This is a genomic window from Streptomyces sp. NPDC020742 (genome assembly GCF_040641675.1).
Lineage (GTDB): Bacteria > Actinomycetota > Actinomycetes > Streptomycetales > Streptomycetaceae > Streptomyces.
The window spans coordinates 81,856-100,378 of the sequence record NZ_JBFAEA010000017.1 but is presented as its reverse complement, the minus strand read 5'-3'; the positions used below and the strand labels follow the sequence as shown (position 1 = coordinate 100,378).

Genomic DNA, 18,523 nt, shown 5'->3' with positions numbered 1-18,523 from the left:
TGCGACGGCAACGGGGGCGTGGTCGTCCCTGGGGTCAGTCGGGCGGCCCCGCCCCGGTAGCCGGGGCACCGGGGCGCGCCTAGCGTTCTCTACATGATCGAGCTCGACGGGCTGACCAAGCACTACGGCGACACGGTCGCCGTGGACCACCTCACCTTCACGGTGCGGCCCGGCATCGTCACCGGCTTCCTCGGCCCCAACGGTGCGGGCAAGTCCACGACCATGCGGATGATGCTCGACCTGGACAACCCGACCTCGGGAACCGTCCGGATCGACGGCAAGCACTACCGGCAGCTGCAGGATCCGCTGACGTACATCGGTGCGCTGCTGGAGGCGAAGGCGGTGCACGGCGGCCGCAGCGCCGCCAACCACCTGCTGTGCCTGGCGCAGAGCAACGGCATCCCGCGCGGCCGGGTCGCCGAGGTGCTCGACACGGTCGGGCTGTCCTCGGTCGCCAAGAAGCGCGCCAAGGGCTTCTCGCTCGGCATGAGCCAGCGGCTGGGCATCGCGGCCGCGCTGCTCGGCGACCCGCAGGTGCTGCTCTTCGACGAGCCGGTCAACGGCCTCGACCCCGAGGGCATCCACTGGATCCGCAACCTGATGAAGAACCTCGCCGCCCAGGGCCGTACGGTCTTCGTCTCCTCCCACCTGATGAGCGAGATGGCGCTCACCGCCGACCACCTGGTGGTGATCGGGCAGGGCCGGCTGATGGCCGATATGTCGATGAAGGACTTCATCCACCAGAACTCACGGTCCTACGTCCGGATGCGCTCCCCGGAGCAGGAGCGGCTGCTCGATGTGCTGAGTGCCGAGGGGATCCATGGTGTGGCGGCCGGCGGCGGTGGCGCGCTGGAGGTCGACGGGGTGCCCGCCGACCGGCTGGGCGAACTCGCCGCGGCCCACCAGCTGACCCTGCACGAACTGAGCCCGCAGCACGCCTCGCTGGAGGAGGCGTTCATGCGGCTGACGGCGGGCTCGGTGGAGTACCACGCACACGACGGCGAACCGGTGCCGGCGCAGGCCGCACTCCCTCCGGACGCCGCGCCCCCCGCGGGGCAACCCCAGCCGGCCGGCTGGGGCACGGACTGGCAGAAGAAGAGGAGCTGACGGATGGCGGCGGTCGGGCAGGTCCTCCGGTCGGAGTGGACCAAGATCAGGTCGGTACGGTCGACGGTGTGGACGCTGGGCACCGCACTGGTGGTGACGGTCGTTCTGGGCGTGCTGATCTGCACGCTGGCCAGCAATGACTTCGGCTCGATGCCGGCCCGGGACCGGCTGTCGTTCGACGCCACCAACATCAGCTTCGCCGGGATGGGCCTGGGCCAGCTCGCGATGATCGTCTTCGGGGTGCTGGTGGTCTCGAACGAGTACAGCACCGGCATGATCCGCGCCTCGCTGGCGGCCGTCCCGCAGCGCGGCACCTTCCTCTTCTGCAAGGTGGCGGTGGCCACCGCCCTGGTCTTCCTGGTCGGCCTGGCCACCAGCTTCCTGGCGTTCTTCGCCGGCCAGGCGGCGCTGGGCGACCTCCGGGTCCACCTCAGCGACCCTGGCGTGCTGCGCGCGGTGATCGGCGGCGGCCTCTACATGACCCTGATCGCGCTGTTCTCGATGGCGGTCGCCACGATGCTGCGCAGCCCGATGCTCTCGCTGGGCATCCTGATGCCGTTCTTCTTCCTGATCTCCAACATCCTGGGCAATGTCTCGGCCACCCGGAAGATCGGGCGCTACCTACCGGACCAGGCGGGCTCGAAGATCATGCAGGTGGTCCCCCGGGTCAACGACGAGGTGCCGTACGGCCCGTGGGGCGGGCTGGGCATCATGATCGCCTGGACCGTGGCGGCGCTGATCGGCGGGTACGTCCTCCTCAAGAGGCGCGACGCCTGAGGCGGGCGTCCGGGCTCCGCGCGCCCACGAAAGGGCACACGATGCGGCGCGGGGCGCGTACGGCGGGCCCCGCCGGCTCTGGTGCCGCGTCCCGGCGCCTCGTCACCTCGTGGCCCGGTACCGGGAACAATTGGAGGGAACCGTCAACCCCCCGATAGCCTCCTAACCCTCACGGGGGCACGAGGGCGCCTCTGCCCCGAACCATCTCGCGAGGGGCGGAGAATGATCGAGGCAGTCGGCCTGACGAAGCGCTACGGCGCCAAGACGGCCGTGTACAACCTGTCGTTCCAAGTACGGCCGGGCGTGGTGACCGGCTTCCTTGGGCCCAACGGCTCCGGCAAATCGACGACCATGCGGATGATCCTGGGGCTGGACACACCGACCTCGGGCCACGCCACGATCGCCGGCCGCCCCTTCCGCAACCTCCCCAACGCGCCCCGTCAGGTGGGTGCGCTGCTCGACGCCAAGGCAGTGCACGGCGGGCGCAGTGCGCGCAGTCACCTGCTCTCGCTCGCGCAGCTCTCCGGGATCCCGGCCGGCCGGGTCGACGAGGTGCTCGGTGTGGTCGGCCTCCAGGAGGTCGCGGGCCGGCGCTCCAAGGGCTTCTCGCTCGGCATGGGCCAGCGGCTGGGCATCGCGGCGGCGCTGCTCGGCGACCCGCAGGTGCTGCTCTTCGATGAGCCGGTCAACGGTCTCGACCCCGAGGGCATCCTCTGGGTCAGGAACCTGATGAAGTCGCTCGCCGCCGAGGGCCGTACGGTCTTCGTCTCCTCCCACCTGATGAGCGAAATGGCGCTCACCGCCGACCACTTGATCGTGATCGGCCGCGGGCAGCTGATGGCGGACATGTCGGTCAAGGAGTTCATCTCTGCCAACTCCGCCGACTTCGCCCGGGTACGCACCCCCGACACCGAGCCGGAGCAGCGCGAGAAGCTGACCGCCGCCCTCGGTGAAGCGGGCGGGCAGGTGACGCCCGAGCCGGACGGTGCGCTGCGGGTGGCCGGGCTGCCGCTCCCCCGGATCAGCGACCTCGCCCACGGTGCCGACGTACGGCTGTGGGAGCTCTCGCCGCACCAGGCGTCCCTGGAAGAGGCGTACATGCGGTTGACGCAGGGCGTCGTCGACTACCGCTCGACGACCGATCGGCGGTCCGCTCTGCAGCAGGCGCCCGCCGGGTACGCCCCGCAGGGGGCGCTCCCGGGGGCACCGCAGGGGTACGCCGGCGGACCGGGCCACCCGGGCGGCGGTCCCGGTGTGCCCGGCCAGATGCCGACCGCCGGGGAGGTGCCGGGGCAGCCGAACCCGTACGCCCCGCAGAACCCGTACGGCGCTCCGGCGCCCGCAGGCGCGCCGGGCGCCGGCTATCCGCCGCCCGCGCAGCCCCAGGGTCACCCGTACGGGGCACCCCACCCCTACGGGCAGCAGCCCGCTGCTCCCATGCCGCCCGCCGCCCCGGCCGCGCAGCCCGCCCCCGCCGCGCCGATGCCGCCCGCCGACATGCCCACGCCGCAGAACGAGGACGCCCGATGACCAGCCCTCAGCAGCCGCAGCCCGAACCCGGACCGCACGGCGCCGACGCAGCGCCGCAGCCGACGCCGGCCGCGCCCCCGATGCCGCCCGCCACGGCGCCCGCACAGCCGGAGCAGCAGGCGCAGCAGCCGGCGCCCCCGGAGCAGCAGTCCGCTCCGGAGCAGCCGGCACCGGCCGCACCGGCCGCACCGGCTCAGCCCACCCCGGGCGGTACGCCCGGCACGATGATGCTCCAGGCCCAGCCGATGCCGGAGCCGCCCGCGCCCGCGCCCGCCAAGGAAGCGGGCACGATGATGCTCCAGGCGCAGCCCCCGGCGGCGCAGGACCCCCGGTCCGCACCGCCCGCACAGCCCGCGCCCGCACAGCCCGCCCCGGCTCAGCCCGCGCCCGCACAGCCCGCCCCGGGCGGTACGCCCGGCACGATGATGCTGCAGGCCCAGTCGATGCCCGAGCCGCGGCCGCTCGCCGCGCACGGACCGGGCAAGGACGCCGGCACGATGATGCTCCAGGCACCGGTCCAGGCCCCGGTCCCGGGACAGACGCCCCAGGCGCAGCCGCAACAGCCCCAACAGCCCCAACAGCCGCAGCAACCCCAGCCCCAGCAGCAGCCCCAGCCCCAGCAGCAGGCCCCGGCACAGCCGCACCAACCGCACCAGCCGGCCCAGCCGGTCCCCGGCGGCGCGGGCGCCGGCTACGTCTCGCCGATCCCGGTGCGCCCCACCCACCTCGGCCATGCGCTGCTCTCGGAGTGGACGAAGATCCGCTCGGTGCGCTCGACGGTCTGGACGCTGGGCGTGATGGCCGTCCTCGCCCTCGGCGTGGGCGCGCTGGTGGCTGCCGGGGTGTCGGACAACGAGAGCATCGGGCAGGTCTCGCCGCTCTTCTTCGGGTTCTTCGGGATGCTGCTGGGCGTCCTGTGCGTCCTCCCGCTGGGCGTGCTGGTGACCTCCTCCGAGTACGGCACCGGCATGATCCGCACGACCCTGACCGCCTCGCCCGCCCGCGGCCGGGTGCTGGCGGCCAAGGCGATCGTCTTCTTCGCGCTGACCTTCGTGGTCACCACCGTCGTCACCGCCCTGGTCGCCTTCATGGACACCGCCGTGCTCGGTGACCTCAGCGACGCCGAGGTCACCGCCGGCCAGTGGCTGAAGTCGACCGTGGGCATCGGCCTCTACGTGGCGTTCCTGGGGCTGCTGGCGCTCGCCGTCGGCTCGCTGATCCGGCACTCCGCCGGCGCGATCACGATCATGATCGGCCTCGTCCTGCTGCCGTTCGTGCTGTCGATGTTCATGCTCACCGAGAGCCTGAAGGACGTGCGCAACTTCCTGCTGGGCTACTCGATCCCCAACGAGCTCACGGTGATGTACGGCAGCAAGTTCCCGTTCGTGGACGGCGGACCCGAAGGCTGGGAGCCGCTGTGGATCGTGATGGGTCTCGCCGCCGTCGCCCTCGGCGGCGCCTACGCCGCCATGCGGCAGCGCGACGTGTAACACCGCACCGCACCACCGGCCCCGGGCTTTCAGTACTTGGGGCCGTTCCGGGACCGCTGGAGCCGCGCGCTCCGGCGGTCCCGTGCGTTCCAGCAGGCTGTGTGCCAGTGCCGGCGGTCGTCGACACCGCCGTACTGCGGCCAGGCGACGACGTGCGGGAAGCCGGGCGGGATCTCCTGGTCGCAGCCGGGGCAGCGGTAGTGCTTGGCGGCGCCGCCGCCCCCGACGTGCCGCACCACCCAGTCCTCACCGCGCCACTCCTCGGTCCGCTCCAGGCCGTAGCGGTCGCCGCCCACGCGCTCGACGGGCTTCGGACCGCCGTGCTGGCGGTTTCGACGCGGGGACACAGAACACCTCGGGATGCGTACGGGGTCACGGGTTGTCACCAGCGTACGCGGCGCGCGCCCGGCGTCCGCCACCGCGCGGATCCTGCGATCATCGGGAAATTTCGCGCCAGGCCGTGCCCTTGGTACGTGTCGGCCGTTGTTGCCTGTAGGGGAGAGTCGCGTCGGCTGCGAGGAGGCAGAGAGCGATGCGCGTGGGCGCTTTCATCCTGGCCGGTCAATTCCCCGGCCAGGGACAGGGGGAGGCACTGCACCGCGCGGTGCGCTCCGCGGAGGTCGCGGAGCAGTCCGGACTCCATGACGTCTGGCTGGCGGAACACCACTTCGTGCCCTACGGCGTCTGCCCGAACGCCGCGACGCTGGCCGCCCTGCTGCTGGGGCGCACCCGCCGGATCGGCGTCGGCACGGCGGTCAGCGTGCTGCCGACCCAACATCCGGTGGCGCTCGGCGAGCAGGCAGCGCTGCTGCACCTCACCTCGGGCGGCCGGTTCACGCTGGGCGTCGGGCGCGGTGGCCCCTGGGTGGACCTGGAGGTCTTCGGCACCGGACTCGCCGCGTACGACCACGGCTTCGCCGAGTCGCTGGACCTGCTGCTGCGCTGGCTGCGCGAACCGCGGGTCGGCGCGCAGGGCGAGCGGTACGCCTTCCGTGAGGTGGCGGTGGTGCCGCGGCCGGACCAGGCGCTGGGCGATCCGGACGACGCCTGCGCAGCGCCGCCACCGGGTCCGCCCGTCGTGGTGGCCTGCACCTCCCCCTCGACGGTGCGGATGGCCGCCGAGCGCGGGCTGCCGATGCTGCTGGGGATGCACTGCGGCGACGAGGAGAAGGCGGAGATGGTGGCGCTGTGGCGGAGGGCCGCCCGGGAGGCCGGCCGGGACGGCGACGAGATCGCCACCGCTGGGCATGTCTCGGCCGGAGTGGTGCAGACCGCCGACACCCGCGCGGTCGCGACGGAGACCCTGACGAAGGCCATGCCCGGCTGGCTGCGGCAGGGGCTGGGCGCCCATGTGACGGTCGACGGGCGCTATCGCGCGATGCGCGATCCGGAGGCCTATACGGAGCTGCTGTGCGGGCTGCATCCGGTCGGCCCGCCGCGGCTGTGCGCGGACCGGCTGGCGGCGACCTCGGAACGGACCGGCATCACCCGCTTCGCGCTGCTGGTCGAGGGCTCCGGCGATCTCGCGGCGACGGAGGAGAACGTCCGCCGGTTGGGTACGGAGGTCCTGGCACAGCTGGGGTGAGGCCGCCCGGCGGCACCCGGGTGCGCCGGCGCGGGGCCGGGAGGGGGCCATCGGCCGGTCGTACGGTGTGCTGCCGCTGGCGCACCGTGTGCCACGGGGCGCGCCCAGCCCCGCGTACGCAGCGGCAGCAACTCCGGTCAGCAGTCGCGGAGTTCCGGCGACTGGTTCAGCAGCTGGCCCCGGATCGAGGTGAATTTGGCCAGGCGGTCGTCCACCGCCGGGTCGAGCGGGAAGACCGCGACCCGGTGGCAATTCTGGAAGGCCAGCCGCACACCGAAGTGGCGCTCCAGCGAACCACGGATGGCGTCACTCGCCAGCGCGCGCAGCAGCTGGCCGCGCGCCTGCTCGTCCGGCGGGGGCGTCTGGTTGTCGGCGAACTGCCCGCCGTCCACCTTCAGCTGTGCCACCAGAGAGCTGATCATCCCCCATGCATAGGGCAGGGAGTTCCGGACGCAGTCGACAAATGCGGCTTCGTCGACCTCGCCTCGCTCGGCCTGTTCGAGGAGGGCCGGTGAGACGTCGAGCGACATGAGGTTCTCCTCTCGCGGCCCCGTCGGGACGGACGGGGCCTAGGGACGGGACTAGGGGTTCCGCGACGGAGCGTGTTCGCCTCACAACCCCCCGCTGCAACGGTATGCCGCGCAAGGGGCCCGCACCAGGAGATTGCACATACAACCGGCCATTGGCGAGCGCCGGGGGTGCGGGGATTTCCCCCGTAAAGGCACCCCGGTCCAGGGCGAATCGCGTCGGAGGGGCATGGTCGAGTAGCGTGACGCCCCATGCGTCTCGTCATCGCCCGCTGCTCCGTGGACTACGCGGGCCGGCTCACGGCCCACCTCCCCTCCGCCCCCCGCCTCATCCTGGTGAAGGCGGACGGCTCCGTCTCCATTCACGCGGACGACCGGGCCTACAAACCCCTCAACTGGATGTCCCCGCCCTGCACTCTCAAGGAGGGCGACGGTGTGTGGACGGTGGAGAACAAGGGCGGCGAGAAGCTCATCATCACCCTGGAGGAGGTCCTGCACGACTCCTCGCACGAACTCGGCGTCGACCCCGGGCTCATCAAGGACGGTGTGGAGGCCCACCTCCAGGAGCTGCTCGCCGACCGGATCGAAACCCTCGGCGAGGGGTATTCCTTGATTCGGCGTGAATACCCCACTGCCATCGGACCGGTGGATATCTTGTGCCGGGACGCTGATAACCAGACCGTCGCCGTCGAGATCAAGCGACGCGGTGAGATCGACGGGGTCGAGCAGCTCACCCGCTATCTCGAACTCCTCAACCGCGACCCGCACCTTGCTCCGGTGAAGGGCATCTTCGCGGCCCAGGAGATCAAGCCGCAGGCACGGGTACTGGCCACCGACCGCGGTATCGGCTGTGTCGTCCTGGACTACGACGCGCTGCGCGGCATCGAGGACGACAAGCTCCGGCTGTTCTGATCCGGCCGTCCCCCTCGCCGTACGCGCAACGGCCCGGTCCCCCTACGGGACCGGGCCGTTGCGCGTGGTGCACCGGGGCGTCAGCCGCTCTGGGCGACCTGCGTACCGGACGGGGTGCCGGTGCCGCCCGAGGACGCACCGCTGCTGGAGGAACCGCCCGAGGGGCTGCCCGAGAACGAGGCGCCGGAACTCTGCGACGGGCTCTGGCTCGTGGGGTCTCCGGTCGGGCCGCTCGGCGACGGGTCCGTCGGCTCGTCCGAGGGTCCGCTGGGTGTCGGGTCCGTCGGCTCGTCGGTCGGCGGATGGGTGGGACGGGTCGGCCGTCCGGTGGGGCTGGTGGGCCGTCCGGTCGGCTCGCTGGGGCTGGTGGCGGGATCCGACGGCCCGGTGGCGGTGCCGGTGGGCGTGCCGCCGGTGGCGGGGTCACTGGGCGACGGGGAGGGGGCGCCGGTGCGGCCGGGGCCGGCCGGCCGGTGGGTTCCGGGGCCGACGGTCGGGCTGTCCGGGGCAGTCCCGGGCTGCTCGGCGGGCAGGTCCGGGGTGCCCTCCTCGGTGGTCTGCTCGGTGCTGACCTTGTCGTCCTGGGTGTCGTCACTGCCGGACGTCGTGCCGAGGGTGACGACGGTGCCGAGGACGGCCACCAGCAGCGCACCGGCGCCCGCGGCGACGAGGTTGCGGCGGGCACCGCCGAGCAGCCGCCGCGCGCCGCCGCCGGTGCCGTCGGCGGCGGCAGCGGCCGTCACGGCCTTGGTCTCGGTGGTCCGAGCGGCACCCCGGGAGACGACGGTGGTCCCCTCGGTCTCGTCGCCCGGCAGCCGCAACCGGGTGGTCGCCACCGCGCCGGGCGGGGTGGCGGCCGGGTCGCCGGTGCCCTCCGGCTGCCGGTCACCGGGCGCGGCGATCCGCGCAACGGCCGTGGTGGGCGCCGAGGCGGCCCGCGCGCGGTCGGTGACCAGGGCCAGCGCCCGCCGGCCGGCCACCGCGCCGACGCGGTCGGAGAGCACCCCGCGCAGCCCGATGGAGGCCTCCAGCTCGGCCCGTGCCCGGTCGACGTTGCCGGTGCACAGCGCCAGCACGCCCAACTCGTGGTGGAAGTAGGCCTCCTCGGCGACCTCACCGGCCAGCCGGGCGGCCTCCTGGCCGTGCCGCAGGCTGCGCTCCCAGGCGCTCCAGTGCAGCCCCGCGGCGAACGCCGGCGCGGCGGTACGGGCGAGCAGCACGGCCGCGCTGGCGTGCCCGCTCTCCCGGCTGCCGGTCAGCACGCCCATCGCAGCGAGCGCCACATCGGCCTCGGCGGCGGCCCGTTCGGGGGTGACCGACGGGTGACCGGCCCACCAGGCGTAGTGCTGGGCGACGGTGTGCGCCCGGCCGGCGGCGCCCTCGGCGTAGCCGGCCCCGGTCAGCTGGTCGTGGACGGTGGCGGCGAGCCGGTAGTGGCTGCCGACGGGGGTGATCAGGCCGCAGGCCAGCAGCTCGCCGAGCGCGGCGTCGGCGTGGGTGTCCTCGGTGAGGGCCGGCAGATGAGCCTGGTGCGGCAGCTCACCGCCGAGCGCGACGGCCAGCCGCAGCGTCTCCTGGGCGGCCTCGCCCAGGCGCGAGGCGAGCAGCGGGGCGGGCGCGGCGGCCTCGCCGAGCGACGGCAGCGGCGCCTCGGTCCGGTCATCGGCCTCGTCCGCGGCCGATGACCCGTCGGTGCCGTCGGCCGGCTCCGCGGGGAACAGCCCGTATCCGTCGTCGAGGGCACCGGAGCGGCCGTTCGTCCGGTCGTGCTGCCGCAGCAGGGCGGCGGCCTGCACGAACCGCAGCGGCAGCCCCTCGGACTCGAACCACAGGTCGGCGGCCCAGGCCTGCTCGTCGTCGGTGAGCGGGCGGTCCAGGGCCCGCTGAAGCAGCCGTACGCAGCCGTCCCGGCCGATGCCGCCGAGGAAGACCTCTTCGAGGTGCGAGCCGGCGCTGGGGGCCGCGACGTCCGGGGTGGCGGCGATCAGGAAGGCGCACTCGGGGGTGGCGTCGAGCAGTTCGTCGAGCGCGGCCCCGCCGAACTCCAGGTCGTCCAGGACAACAATGGCGCCGATCTCGGCGACCATGCGCAGCAGTTCGGGGCGGTCCGGGCGGTGCTGCGGCGCCTGGTAGACCGCGGCGAACAGTGCGTACAGCAGGTCGGTGGCGGTGCGGTGGTAGCCGGAGAGCCGGATCACGCCGTCGGGGGCGAGGTCGGCGCAGGAGGCGGCGACGGCGTCCAGCAGCCGGGTGCGGCCCGAGCCGGAGGGGCCGGTGACGCGGACCGAGCGGCCTCGGGAGAGCAGCCGAACCAGCCGTTCGACGTCCTCGGTGCGCTCCTCCAGCTCGGCGTCCTGCCCGGAGTGCCCGGGCGGGCCCGGCGGCACCGGGGGCGCGGCGGCCCGGGCGGCCGCGGCGCGCTCCTCGGGGTCGAGCTTGCCGGGGGCGGCGGGCCGCTCCCCGGGCGGGCAGGGTTCTATCTCACTGCCGTCGACGGGGTTGACGGTGACGAGGTACGGGCCCGAGACCAGCCGGACCATGCGGGACGGCCCCCCGGAGCCGCCCGGTGCGCCGCCGAACGCGGGGGCCGGCGGATCGGCAGGCCCGCCCTGCTCGCCGTACTCCTCAGGTCCCCGGTGGGGGTTCGGGTCCATGCTGAAAGCTCCCAGATGCTTCGTTCCACTCCGCCTGCGCCGGGCGGCCCCGCCCGGCGGCGGAGTGCCGGGCCGGACGCGCGCCGGCCGTCCGCCCTGCGACGGCTCCGGCACGCCGCCCTCGGCCGTCGCTTCCGGTCCGGTGCCCGCCGCGGATGATGGCATACGGGCGGGAACCGAACCTTAGACCTGGCAAGTGCACTGATGCACCGCCGGGGGCGGCTCCTGACCGGAACCTCCAGAAATGGCCACTGTTATGCGGTTCACGACACTTCTACGGTCAGCTCTGTCGTGCTTTGTGCGGTCTTCCTCCGGCCGGCCCGTCCGGGTGGCAGGAGCCCCGTCCCCGGTACGGCACGATCCCGCCTCAGACGCGAGGAAGCGATTCCGCCTCGATGCCGCCCTCGATGGCGAGGATGCGGTGGAGCCGGGTGGCGACCAACAGGCGCTGCATCTGGGGCGGCACCCCGCGCAGCACGAGCCTGCGGCCCACCCGGCCGGCCCGGCGATGCGCGCCCATGATCACGCCGAGGCCGGTGGCGTCCCAGGAATCCAGCTCGGTCAGGTCCAGCACCAGATCACCGTGACCGGAGTCGACGGCGGTGTGCAGGGCCGTACGGGCGTCCGCCGCGCTGCGGACGTCGAGGCGGCCCTCGACGACCAGCTCGGCGTGGTCGCCCCTGATGTGCATATGCGCTCCCCTGTGTCATGGGTAGGTGCATGGACGTCTACAGATCTGACTGCCTCTCATGCGGCGAAGTTGCCGCCTGTAAGCGAACCGATACCGAATTCACCCCACCGGGTGACCGCATCGGGCCCAGCGCCCTGACGCGGTATCAGTGCTCGTAGAAGCCCTGTCCGCTCTTGCGGCCGATGTCGCCCGCGTCGACCATCCGCCGCATGATCTCCGGCGGGGCGAACTTCTCGTCCTGGGACTCGGTGTAGATGTTGTCGGTGGCGTGCAGCAGGATGTCGATGCCCGTCAGATCGGCGGTGGCCAGCGGCCCCATCGCATGGCCGAAGCCCAACTTGCAGGCGGTGTCGATGTCCTCGGCGCTGGCCACGCCCGATTCGTAGAGCTTGGCGGCCTCGACGACCAGCGCCGAGATCAGCCGGGTGGTGACGAAGCCGGCCACGTCGCGGTTGACGACGACGCAGGTCTTGCCGACCGACTCGGCGAACGCCCGGGCCGTGGCGAGGGTTTCGTCGCTGGTCTTGTAGCCGCGGACCAGTTCGCAGAGCTGCATCATCGGCACCGGCGAGAAGAAGTGGGTGCCCACGACCCGCTCGGGGCGGGTGGTCGCCGCGGCGATCTTGGTGATCGGGATGGCGGAGGTGTTGGAGGCCAGCACCGTCTCGTCCTTGACGACCTTGTCCAGCGTCTGGAAGATCTCCCGCTTGATCTCGATCCGCTCGAAGACCGCCTCGACGACGATGTCGGCGTCGGCCACGGCCTCCAGGTCGGTGGTGGTGGTGATGCGGCCCAGCGCCTGCTCGGCGTCGGCCGCGGCCAGCTTCCCCTTGGAGACGAACTTCTCGTACGAGGCCTCGATGCCGCCCTTGCCCCGGGCCAGCGCCTCGTCCGTCACATCGCGGAGGACGACGTCCCAGCCCGCCTGGGCGGAGACCTGCGCGATACCGGAACCCATCAGTCCGGCGCCGATGACGGCGAGCTTCTTTGCCACTGCTGTCCCCTCACACCCTGTGCACTTGAAAGCCTGTCGGTCTCCGGGTGACGTTAGCGGTCGTTGGCGATCCTTTGGTGAGTAAGAGATGCGCGTCACGTCTCACATGACGGACATCACACCGGAGGGATGCACGGGTGGGCGCCGCCGCGCTCAGTCGGCCGCCCGTACGGCGTAGTTGAGGACCCTTTCGCTCAGCAGTTCCTCCATCTCGTCCAGGAGGACCAGGGCTTCACGGGAGACCACCTCGGGCTTGCGGCCGGCGACCATCTCCTGCGCGATGGAGGCCATCAAGGTCTGGTGGACCCAGTTGATCTGGCCGGCGATCAGGCCGGGCATGGGGTCGTCGCCCTCGGCACCGGCCTCCCGGCGCAGCGCGGCCTCCAGCTCCTCGTACTGCTCGCGCTGCATGTACCACAGCCGCGCCTGGAGGGCGGCCGAGCCGTGCACGACCTTCATGAAGCGCTCATAGCCCTCGATGAGCCCGACCTTGGGCGAGACGCTCTCCACCTCTTCACGCAGCTCGCGCAGGACGGCGGCGGCGGCCGACTCCCCCACCCGGCGGGCCCGGACGAACCGCGCGAGCCGGTCGATCAGCCCCTTGCTGCGGTCGAAGAAGAGGTCCTCCTTGGCCGGGAAGTAGTTGTAGACGGTGTTGACGGAGACATCGGCGGCCCGGGCGATCTCCGCGAGGGTCACCTCGTCGAAGCCGCGCTCCATGAACAGCCCGGTGGCCACATCCGAGATGTACTGCCGGGTCTGCCGCTTCTTCCGCTCCCTGAGCCCCTCTGCCATGCCCTCACCCTACCCCTCGCTGGGCTCTCTTAAATTTTGGAGGCATTGCAATTTTTCATGCTCTCTGTTTTTCTATGGCCATGCCCGTCCTCAGCGCGTCCGGACTCGCCCGGACCTTCACCACCAAACGCGGCCCCGTCGAAGCCGTACGCGGAATCGACCTCACCGCCGAGCGCGGCGAGATCCTCGGATTCCTCGGCCCCAACGGCGCCGGCAAGACCACCACCCTGCGGATGCTCACCACCCTGCTGAAGCCCACCGGCGGCACCGCGACCGTCGCCGGCTGCGACCTGGCCCGCGATCCCGCGGGGGTGCGCCGGGCCTCCGGGTACGTCGCCCAGTCCGGCGGCGTCGACCCCCATGTCCCGGTACGCGAGGAGCTGTTCACCCAGGCCCGGCTCTACCGCCTGGGCAAGGCCGAGGCCCGCTCCCGCACCGAGGAACTCGCCGCCGACCTGGGCCTGACCGACCTGCTCGACCGCCGGACCGCGGCGCTGTCCGGCGGCCAGCGGCGCCGCCTGGACCTCGCCCTGGGCCTGGTCCACCGCCCGAAGGTGCTCTTCCTGGACGAGCCGACCACCGGGCTCGACCCGGGTAGCCGCGCCGACCTGTGGGAGCTGGTCCGCCGCGTCCGCGCCGACCACGGCACCACCGTCTTCCTGACCACCCACTACCTCGACGAGGCCGATGCGCTCGCCGACCGGCTGGTGATCGTCGACAAGGGCGTGGTGGTCGCCGAGGGCACGCCCGAGGCCCTCAAGCGCGCCCACGCCGGATCCCCCGACGCCTCCCTCCAGGACGCCTTCCTGGCCATCACCGGGCGCTCCCCCAAGCTCTCAGCTCCGTTCGAGCAGGGAGGTACCCCCCTCGCACCCCAGGACCCGTCCCCCCTCGCCCTCTAGGAGTCCGATGTCCGCTCTGCTCTCCGACACCGCGCTGATCTTCGGCCGTTACGCCCGGCAGACCCTGCGCTCCCGGCTCCAAATGCTCTTCGGCATGCTGATGCCGCTGCTGTACCTGCTCTTCTTCGGCCCGCTGCTGACCGGCCTGCCGCTGTCCTCGTCCGCCAGCTCCTGGCAGGTGCTGGTGCCCGGCCTGCTGCTCCAACTCGCCCTGTTCGGTGCCTCGTTCTGCGGATTTGGCATCATCGTCGAGAAGCAGAGCGGGGTGGTGGAACGGATGCGGGTGACCCCGGTGAGCCGACTGGCCCTGCTGTTGGGGCGGGTGCTGCGGGACGCCGCGCTCTTTGTCTTCCAGGCCGCGCTGCTGCTGGTGGCGGCCTTCATCATGGGGCTGCGCGCGCCGCTGCTCGGTCTGCTGATCGGCTTCGCCTTCGTCGCCGTACTGACCGTCGCCCTGGCCTCGCTGTCGTACGCACTGGCGATGAAGGTCACCATGCCGCAGGAGTTCGGGCCGGTCATCAACACCGTCACCATGCCCTCGATGCTGCTGTCCGGGCTGATGCTGCCGATGACGCTGGCCCCCGCCTGGCTGGACGCCCTCTCGCACCTGATGCCGCTGCGGTACCTCGTGGACGCGGTACGGGCCGCCTTCGTCGGCGACTACTCCTCCCCCGACCTGCTCATCGGCGTCCTGGTGGCGGCCGGATTCACCGCGGTGTCGGTGGTCCTGGGGAGCCGGGCCTTCCGGAGGGCCGCGGCGTAGGCTCGGCCCCATGGTGAATCTGACGCGCATCTACACCCGCACGGGCGACAAGGGCACCACCGCCCTGGGCGATATGAGCCGTACCGCCAAGACGGACTCGCGGATCGCGGCGTACGCGGACGCCAACGAGGCCAACGCCGCGATCGGCGTCGCGCTGGCCCTCGGCGCGCTGCCCGAGGACGTCGCCGCGGTGCTGCTGCGGGTGCAGAACGACCTCTTCGACGTCGGCGCGGACCTGTCGACGCCCGTGGTGGAGAACCCGGAGTTCCCGCCGCTGCGCGTCGAACAGGCCTATATCGACAAGTTGGAGGCCGACTGCGACCGCTTCCTGGCGGACCTGGAGAAGCTGCGCAGCTTCATCCTCCCCGGCGGCACCCCCGGCGCGGCCCTCCTCCACCAGGCCTGCACCGTGGTGCGCCGCGCCGAACGCTCCACCTGGGCCGCCTTCGACGAACACGGCGACACCATGAACCCGCTGACCGCCACCTACCTCAACCGCCTCTCCGACCTGCTGTTCATCCTGGCCAGGGCGGCGAACAAGGAGGTCGGAGACGTGCTGTGGGTGCCCGGCGGCGAACGCTGACACCGGCCCTCAGCGCAGGACCTTCCGGCCGGGGCCGGCCTCCTCCTCTGCGGGAGCCCGGCCCCGGTTCGGGTCCTTCTTCTGCCAGATGAGGTACGACAGCGCGATCACCCCGTGGATGATCAGGATCCGCAGCGAGGTGCCCTGCCAGTCGTGCAGGGAGGTGGTGTCGCCGTCCTCGCCCACGTACCAGATCGCGATCTGCAACAGCGCACAGGACAGCGCCACCCACAGCGCGGTGCGCAGCCAGAGCATCCCCTCGTGCCGGGCCCGGGCCAGGCCGTAGCGCGGCGGCTTCACCGGCCGGGGGCCGCCCGCGAACCGGTACGAGAAGTGCCCGTCGACCCACTTGATCGTGTAGTGGCCGTAGGCGACGGTGTAGCCGATGTAGAGGGCGGCCAACCCGTGCTTCCAGTCGGCGGTGGCACCGTTCTTCAGGTCGATCGCGGTGACGATCAGCAGCACCAGCTCCAGCACCGGCTCCATCAGGAGCACCGCCGCCCCGGTCCGCGGCATCCGCGCCAGGTAGCGCAACGCCAACCCGGCCGCCAGCAGTACCCAGAAGCCGACCTCGCAAGCGATGATCAGCGTGACGACCACGTTGTCTCCTTTCAGGGCCCTCCATCGAACACTTCAAGGCTCCCAGCGCCACCCACCCGCAACGTCGTCGCACATGACGATCCGCCACTGCATCTTTTGATGTAGCCCGCGAAGTGAGGGGATGACCCGGACGTGGAGGCAGCGCGCCCCGGCTCCGTGTTTGATGGAGGGGTGACCGCCAGACCCCTCGCCGCCGTCGGCCGGCCGCACCGACTCGATGTGCTCATCGCGGGCGGCGGGCTGCTCGGCGGACTGCTGCTGTGGGCGCTGGATCTGCACGGCGGCCCGGCACGGCTCGGGCTGCCGCCCTCCCTCACCCTCGCCGCGCTCGGCGCGATGTCGGCGGCCGAACTGCTGCGCCGTACCGCCCCGATGGCCGCGCTGGCGGTCGCGATCCCGGCGCTGGCGCTGGACATCTGCACCGGGACGCTGACGGCCACCCTCCTGATGTTCACCGACGTGGTCTACGCGGCCGTACTCTACGGACCGCCGCGCGTGGCCCGCCGGATCCCGCTGCACTCGGTCCTGGTGACGGTGGTGGCGGCCGTCGCGCTCACCGCGCTCTGGCGGAACCCACAGGTGGTGATCGCGGTGATCGGCATCGCGCTGGTCACCATCGCCCCGGCCTGGACCGGCCTGATCATCCGCAACCACCGCGACGCCGCCGAGTCCGCCCATCTGCGGGCCGAGCAGATCGCACTGCTGGCCGAGCGGGACCGCACCCGGGCGGTGGCCTGCGAACGCGCCCGGATGGCCCGGGAGCTGCACGACATGGTCGCCAACCACCTGTCCGCCATCGCGATCCACGCCACCGCGGCCCAGTCCATCGACGACCCGTCGGCGACCCGCGAGGCGCTCGGGGTGATCCGCGAGAACAGCGTGCAAGGTCTGGCCGAAATGCGCCGGCTCATTGGCTTGTTGCGCGCCCCGGAGCAGACCGGGAACTCCGTGGAGCCGGCTGCGACCCCCGCCCTCGACGGCCTAGACGCCCTGCTCGACCAGGCCCGGGTGCACGGCGCGAGCAGCGGGCTGACCTTCGTCCTGGACGACGCCCGGTCCCCCGAGGGGGCGCAGGACGGGCCGGACCCGACGGCGCCGGCCGACCGCGCCGCGTACCGCATCGTCCAGGAGTCCCTGACCAATGCGCTCAAGCACGCCGCGCCCGGTGAGGTGCGGGTGCGGGTCGCCCATGAGCGCGGCGGGGCGCTCACCGTCACCGTCCGCAGCCCGTACGCCAAACGGCCCGGCCCCCGGGCACCGGGTTCCGGCACCGGCCTGACCGGGATGCGGGAGCGGACCGCCCTGCTGGGCGGAGCATTCGAGGCCGGCCCGGAGAGCGGGCCGGCCGGCACAGTCTGGCTGGTGCGGGCGGCGTTGCCCGCGGCCGAGGAGGAAGAGCAACGATGACAGGCGCCGACGCGCAACCGATCCGGGTTCTCGTCGCCGAGGACCAGTCCGCCGTACGGGCCGGCCTGGTCCTCATCCTGCGATCCGCCCCCGACATCGAGGTCGTCGGGGAGGCCGAGGACGGCGCGGAGGCGGTACGGCTCGCCCGGGAGCTGCGCCCCGACCTGGTCCTGATGGACATCCAGATGCCCCGCCTGGACGGGGTCTCCGCCACCCGGCAGGTGGTCTCCGAGAGGCTCGCGGACGTCCTGGTACTGACCACCTTCGACCTGGACGAGTACGTCTTCGGGGCGCTGCGGGCCGGCGCCGCCGGATTCCTGCTCAAGGACAGCGACGCCGCCGCGCTGCTGACCGCGGTCCGCACGGTGGCGTCCGGCGAGGGCCTGATCGCGCCGGCGGTGACCCGTCGGCTGATCGCGGAGTTCGCCAGCCCCCGGAGGGCGACCCGGCCCGCGCGCGACGGCGGCGCGGCGGATCCGGCGGTGCTGGACGCGCTGACGCCGCGCGAGCGGGAGGTGCTGGGGTGCCTGGGGCGGGGGCTGTCCAACGCGGACATCGCCGCCCGGCTCGCGATGGCCGAGGCCACCGTGAAGACCCATGTGAGCCGACTGCTGGCGAAGCTGGACCTGCGCAGCCGGGTGCAAGCGGCCGTATTGGCACAGGAGTTGGGGGTGGACGGGCCGTAGGGACGGGCCCGTGGGGAGGGGCCGTGGGGGGGCGGAGAGGCGGCGGCGTAGGGGGAGGCGGCGGGGGCCGTAGGGGGCCGTAGGGGGTGGCCGAACGGATCCCGTAGGGGGTGCGACGGCCCCCTACGGGGCCACAACGGGCCGGGGGCGGGGAACATTCCCGCGTGCGGGGCCGGCGGACCTTCCGAGGTCCAGGACGGAGTTCCCCGAGCAGCAAGGCGCCCGAGGCAGGAAGGTACCCAAGGGGAAAGGTGCCAAGGGAGCGAAGGCGCCCAAGGGGCAAAGGTGCCCGGGGAGCGAAGGAGTCCGAGGCAGGTAGGTGCCCGGGGAGCCGGGACGGTCAGGCCACGTTAGCCCTCCCCCAGACTTCGTCCGGGGGCACCCCCAACCAACGAGAACCCTCTACTCACGCCACGTTGACTCTCCCCCAGACTTCGTCCGGGGGCACCCCCAACCAACGAGAACCCTCTACTTACGCCACATTGACTCTCCCCCAGACTTCGCCCGGGGGCACCCCCTA

General features: G+C 72.5%; 18 protein-coding genes. 11 read left to right on the top strand and 7 right to left on the bottom strand.

Annotation, left to right across the window (positions count from 1 at the left end):
* The first annotated feature begins 93 nt into the window (after positions 1-93).
* The 4 genes from AB0G84_RS25840 to AB0G84_RS25825 all read left to right on the top strand — a co-directional run bounded on the left by AB0G84_RS25840 (position 94) and on the right by AB0G84_RS25825 (position 4,904).
* Positions 94-1,107, top strand: coding sequence for an ATP-binding cassette domain-containing protein (locus tag AB0G84_RS25840; RefSeq protein WP_361325285.1), 1,014 nt, complete (start codon positions 94-96; stop codon positions 1,105-1,107).
* Positions 1,108-1,110: 3 nt separating this feature from the next.
* Positions 1,111-1,884 carry an ABC transporter permease gene (locus AB0G84_RS25835; protein WP_361325282.1) on the top strand — a complete coding sequence of 258 codons (774 nt, stop codon included), beginning with the start codon at positions 1,111-1,113 and terminating at the stop codon, positions 1,882-1,884.
* A 222-nt stretch (positions 1,885-2,106) separates the two neighbouring features.
* Complete coding sequence (locus tag AB0G84_RS25830; RefSeq protein WP_361325279.1) at positions 2,107-3,414, top strand: ATP-binding cassette domain-containing protein; 1,308 nt, start codon at positions 2,107-2,109, stop codon at positions 3,412-3,414.
* Between the two features lie 500 nt (positions 3,415-3,914).
* Positions 3,915-4,904 (top strand): ABC transporter permease subunit, encoded by a 990-nt coding sequence (locus tag AB0G84_RS25825; protein ID WP_361325458.1) that lies wholly within the window; start codon positions 3,915-3,917, stop codon positions 4,902-4,904.
* 29 nt (positions 4,905-4,933) lie between these two features.
* Here the strand turns inward: AB0G84_RS25825 and AB0G84_RS25820 are convergent, their stop codons facing one another.
* Entirely contained in the window at positions 4,934-5,251 is a 318-nt protein-coding gene (locus AB0G84_RS25820) for an ATP/GTP-binding protein (RefSeq protein ID WP_361325276.1), read from the bottom strand.
* A 185-nt stretch (positions 5,252-5,436) separates the two neighbouring features.
* On the opposite strand from AB0G84_RS25820, the gene AB0G84_RS25815 reads away from it, so the two are divergent.
* Positions 5,437-6,489 (top strand): LLM class flavin-dependent oxidoreductase, encoded by a 1,053-nt coding sequence (locus AB0G84_RS25815; RefSeq protein ID WP_361325273.1) that lies wholly within the window; start codon positions 5,437-5,439, stop codon positions 6,487-6,489.
* Positions 6,490-6,626: 137 nt separating this feature from the next.
* Here the strand turns inward: AB0G84_RS25815 and AB0G84_RS25810 are convergent, their stop codons facing one another.
* Entirely contained in the window at positions 6,627-7,019 is a 393-nt protein-coding gene (locus AB0G84_RS25810; RefSeq protein WP_046925967.1) for an SCO5389 family protein, read from the bottom strand.
* A 249-nt stretch (positions 7,020-7,268) separates the two neighbouring features.
* Here AB0G84_RS25810 and nucS point away from each other — a divergent pair, with 249 nt between their 5' ends.
* Positions 7,269-7,928 carry an endonuclease NucS gene (gene nucS / locus AB0G84_RS25805; protein WP_361325269.1) on the top strand — a complete coding sequence of 220 codons (660 nt, stop codon included), beginning with the start codon at positions 7,269-7,271 and terminating at the stop codon, positions 7,926-7,928.
* An 80-nt stretch (positions 7,929-8,008) separates the two neighbouring features.
* On the opposite strand, the gene AB0G84_RS25800 is transcribed toward nucS, so the two are convergent.
* The 4 genes from AB0G84_RS25800 to AB0G84_RS25785 form a co-directional block, all read right to left on the bottom strand.
* A complete protein-coding gene (locus AB0G84_RS25800) occupies positions 8,009-10,582 on the bottom strand; it encodes an ATP-binding protein (RefSeq protein ID WP_361325266.1) in 2,574 nt (857 codons plus the stop codon).
* A gap of 367 nt (positions 10,583-10,949) precedes the next feature.
* Entirely contained in the window at positions 10,950-11,273 is a 324-nt protein-coding gene (locus tag AB0G84_RS25795; protein WP_361325263.1) for an STAS domain-containing protein, read from the bottom strand.
* Positions 11,274-11,418: 145 nt separating this feature from the next.
* Positions 11,419-12,267, bottom strand: a complete 849-nt coding sequence (locus AB0G84_RS25790) for a 3-hydroxyacyl-CoA dehydrogenase family protein (protein ID WP_361325260.1) — start codon at positions 12,265-12,267, stop codon at positions 11,419-11,421.
* A 153-nt stretch (positions 12,268-12,420) separates the two neighbouring features.
* Complete coding sequence (locus AB0G84_RS25785) at positions 12,421-13,062, bottom strand: TetR/AcrR family transcriptional regulator (RefSeq protein ID WP_361325257.1); 642 nt, start codon at positions 13,060-13,062, stop codon at positions 12,421-12,423.
* 80 nt (positions 13,063-13,142) lie between these two features.
* Here AB0G84_RS25785 and AB0G84_RS25780 point away from each other — a divergent pair, with 80 nt between their 5' ends.
* From AB0G84_RS25780 to AB0G84_RS25770, 3 genes are read left to right on the top strand one after another with little or no spacing between them, the layout of a single operon-like run.
* Positions 13,143-13,964 (top strand): ATP-binding cassette domain-containing protein, encoded by an 822-nt coding sequence (locus AB0G84_RS25780; RefSeq protein WP_361325254.1) that lies wholly within the window; start codon positions 13,143-13,145, stop codon positions 13,962-13,964.
* Between the two features lie 7 nt (positions 13,965-13,971).
* Positions 13,972-14,727 (top strand): ABC transporter permease, encoded by a 756-nt coding sequence (locus AB0G84_RS25775; RefSeq protein ID WP_361325251.1) that lies wholly within the window; start codon positions 13,972-13,974, stop codon positions 14,725-14,727.
* A 10-nt stretch (positions 14,728-14,737) separates the two neighbouring features.
* Positions 14,738-15,310, top strand: coding sequence for a cob(I)yrinic acid a,c-diamide adenosyltransferase (locus AB0G84_RS25770; RefSeq protein ID WP_361325248.1), 573 nt, complete (start codon positions 14,738-14,740; stop codon positions 15,308-15,310).
* A gap of 9 nt (positions 15,311-15,319) precedes the next feature.
* On the opposite strand, the gene AB0G84_RS25765 is transcribed toward AB0G84_RS25770, so the two are convergent.
* Entirely contained in the window at positions 15,320-15,910 is a 591-nt protein-coding gene (locus tag AB0G84_RS25765) for a hypothetical protein (protein WP_361325245.1), read from the bottom strand.
* Between the two features lie 171 nt (positions 15,911-16,081).
* Between AB0G84_RS25765 and AB0G84_RS25760 the strand changes: the two genes are divergently transcribed.
* Complete coding sequence (locus tag AB0G84_RS25760; protein ID WP_361325243.1) at positions 16,082-17,317, top strand: histidine kinase; 1,236 nt, start codon at positions 16,082-16,084, stop codon at positions 17,315-17,317.
* Positions 17,314-18,003 carry a response regulator transcription factor gene (locus tag AB0G84_RS25755; RefSeq protein WP_361325240.1) on the top strand — a complete coding sequence of 230 codons (690 nt, stop codon included), beginning with the start codon at positions 17,314-17,316 and terminating at the stop codon, positions 18,001-18,003. The genes AB0G84_RS25760 and AB0G84_RS25755 overlap by 4 nt, the downstream gene beginning before the upstream one ends.
* The last annotated feature ends 520 nt before the right edge of the window (positions 18,004-18,523 follow it).

Excerpts from the sequence above, each read along its gene's own strand:
- AB0G84_RS25795 (WP_361325263.1), bottom strand. The coding sequence starts at position 11,273 with ATGCACATCAGGGGCGACCACGCCGAGCTGGTCGTCGAGGGCCGCCTC.
- AB0G84_RS25815 (WP_361325273.1), top strand. The coding sequence starts at position 5,437 with ATGCGCGTGGGCGCTTTCATCCTGGCCGGTCAATTCCCCGGCCAGGGA.
- AB0G84_RS25785 (WP_361325257.1), bottom strand. The coding sequence starts at position 13,062 with ATGGCAGAGGGGCTCAGGGAGCGGAAGAAGCGGCAGACCCGGCAGTAC.
- AB0G84_RS25755 (WP_361325240.1), top strand. The coding sequence starts at position 17,314 with ATGACAGGCGCCGACGCGCAACCGATCCGGGTTCTCGTCGCCGAGGAC.
- AB0G84_RS25770 (WP_361325248.1), top strand. The coding sequence starts at position 14,738 with ATGGTGAATCTGACGCGCATCTACACCCGCACGGGCGACAAGGGCACC.
- nucS (WP_361325269.1), top strand. The coding sequence starts at position 7,269 with ATGCGTCTCGTCATCGCCCGCTGCTCCGTGGACTACGCGGGCCGGCTC.
- AB0G84_RS25830 (WP_361325279.1), top strand. The coding sequence starts at position 2,107 with ATGATCGAGGCAGTCGGCCTGACGAAGCGCTACGGCGCCAAGACGGCC.
- AB0G84_RS25840 (WP_361325285.1), top strand. The coding sequence starts at position 94 with ATGATCGAGCTCGACGGGCTGACCAAGCACTACGGCGACACGGTCGCC.
- AB0G84_RS25780 (WP_361325254.1), top strand. The coding sequence starts at position 13,143 with ATGCCCGTCCTCAGCGCGTCCGGACTCGCCCGGACCTTCACCACCAAA.
- AB0G84_RS25825 (WP_361325458.1), top strand. The coding sequence starts at position 3,915 with ATGCTCCAGGCACCGGTCCAGGCCCCGGTCCCGGGACAGACGCCCCAG.
- AB0G84_RS25835 (WP_361325282.1), top strand. The coding sequence starts at position 1,111 with ATGGCGGCGGTCGGGCAGGTCCTCCGGTCGGAGTGGACCAAGATCAGG.
- AB0G84_RS25775 (WP_361325251.1), top strand. The coding sequence starts at position 13,972 with ATGTCCGCTCTGCTCTCCGACACCGCGCTGATCTTCGGCCGTTACGCC.
- AB0G84_RS25800 (WP_361325266.1), bottom strand. The coding sequence starts at position 10,582 with ATGGACCCGAACCCCCACCGGGGACCTGAGGAGTACGGCGAGCAGGGC.
- AB0G84_RS25810 (WP_046925967.1), bottom strand. The coding sequence starts at position 7,019 with ATGTCGCTCGACGTCTCACCGGCCCTCCTCGAACAGGCCGAGCGAGGC.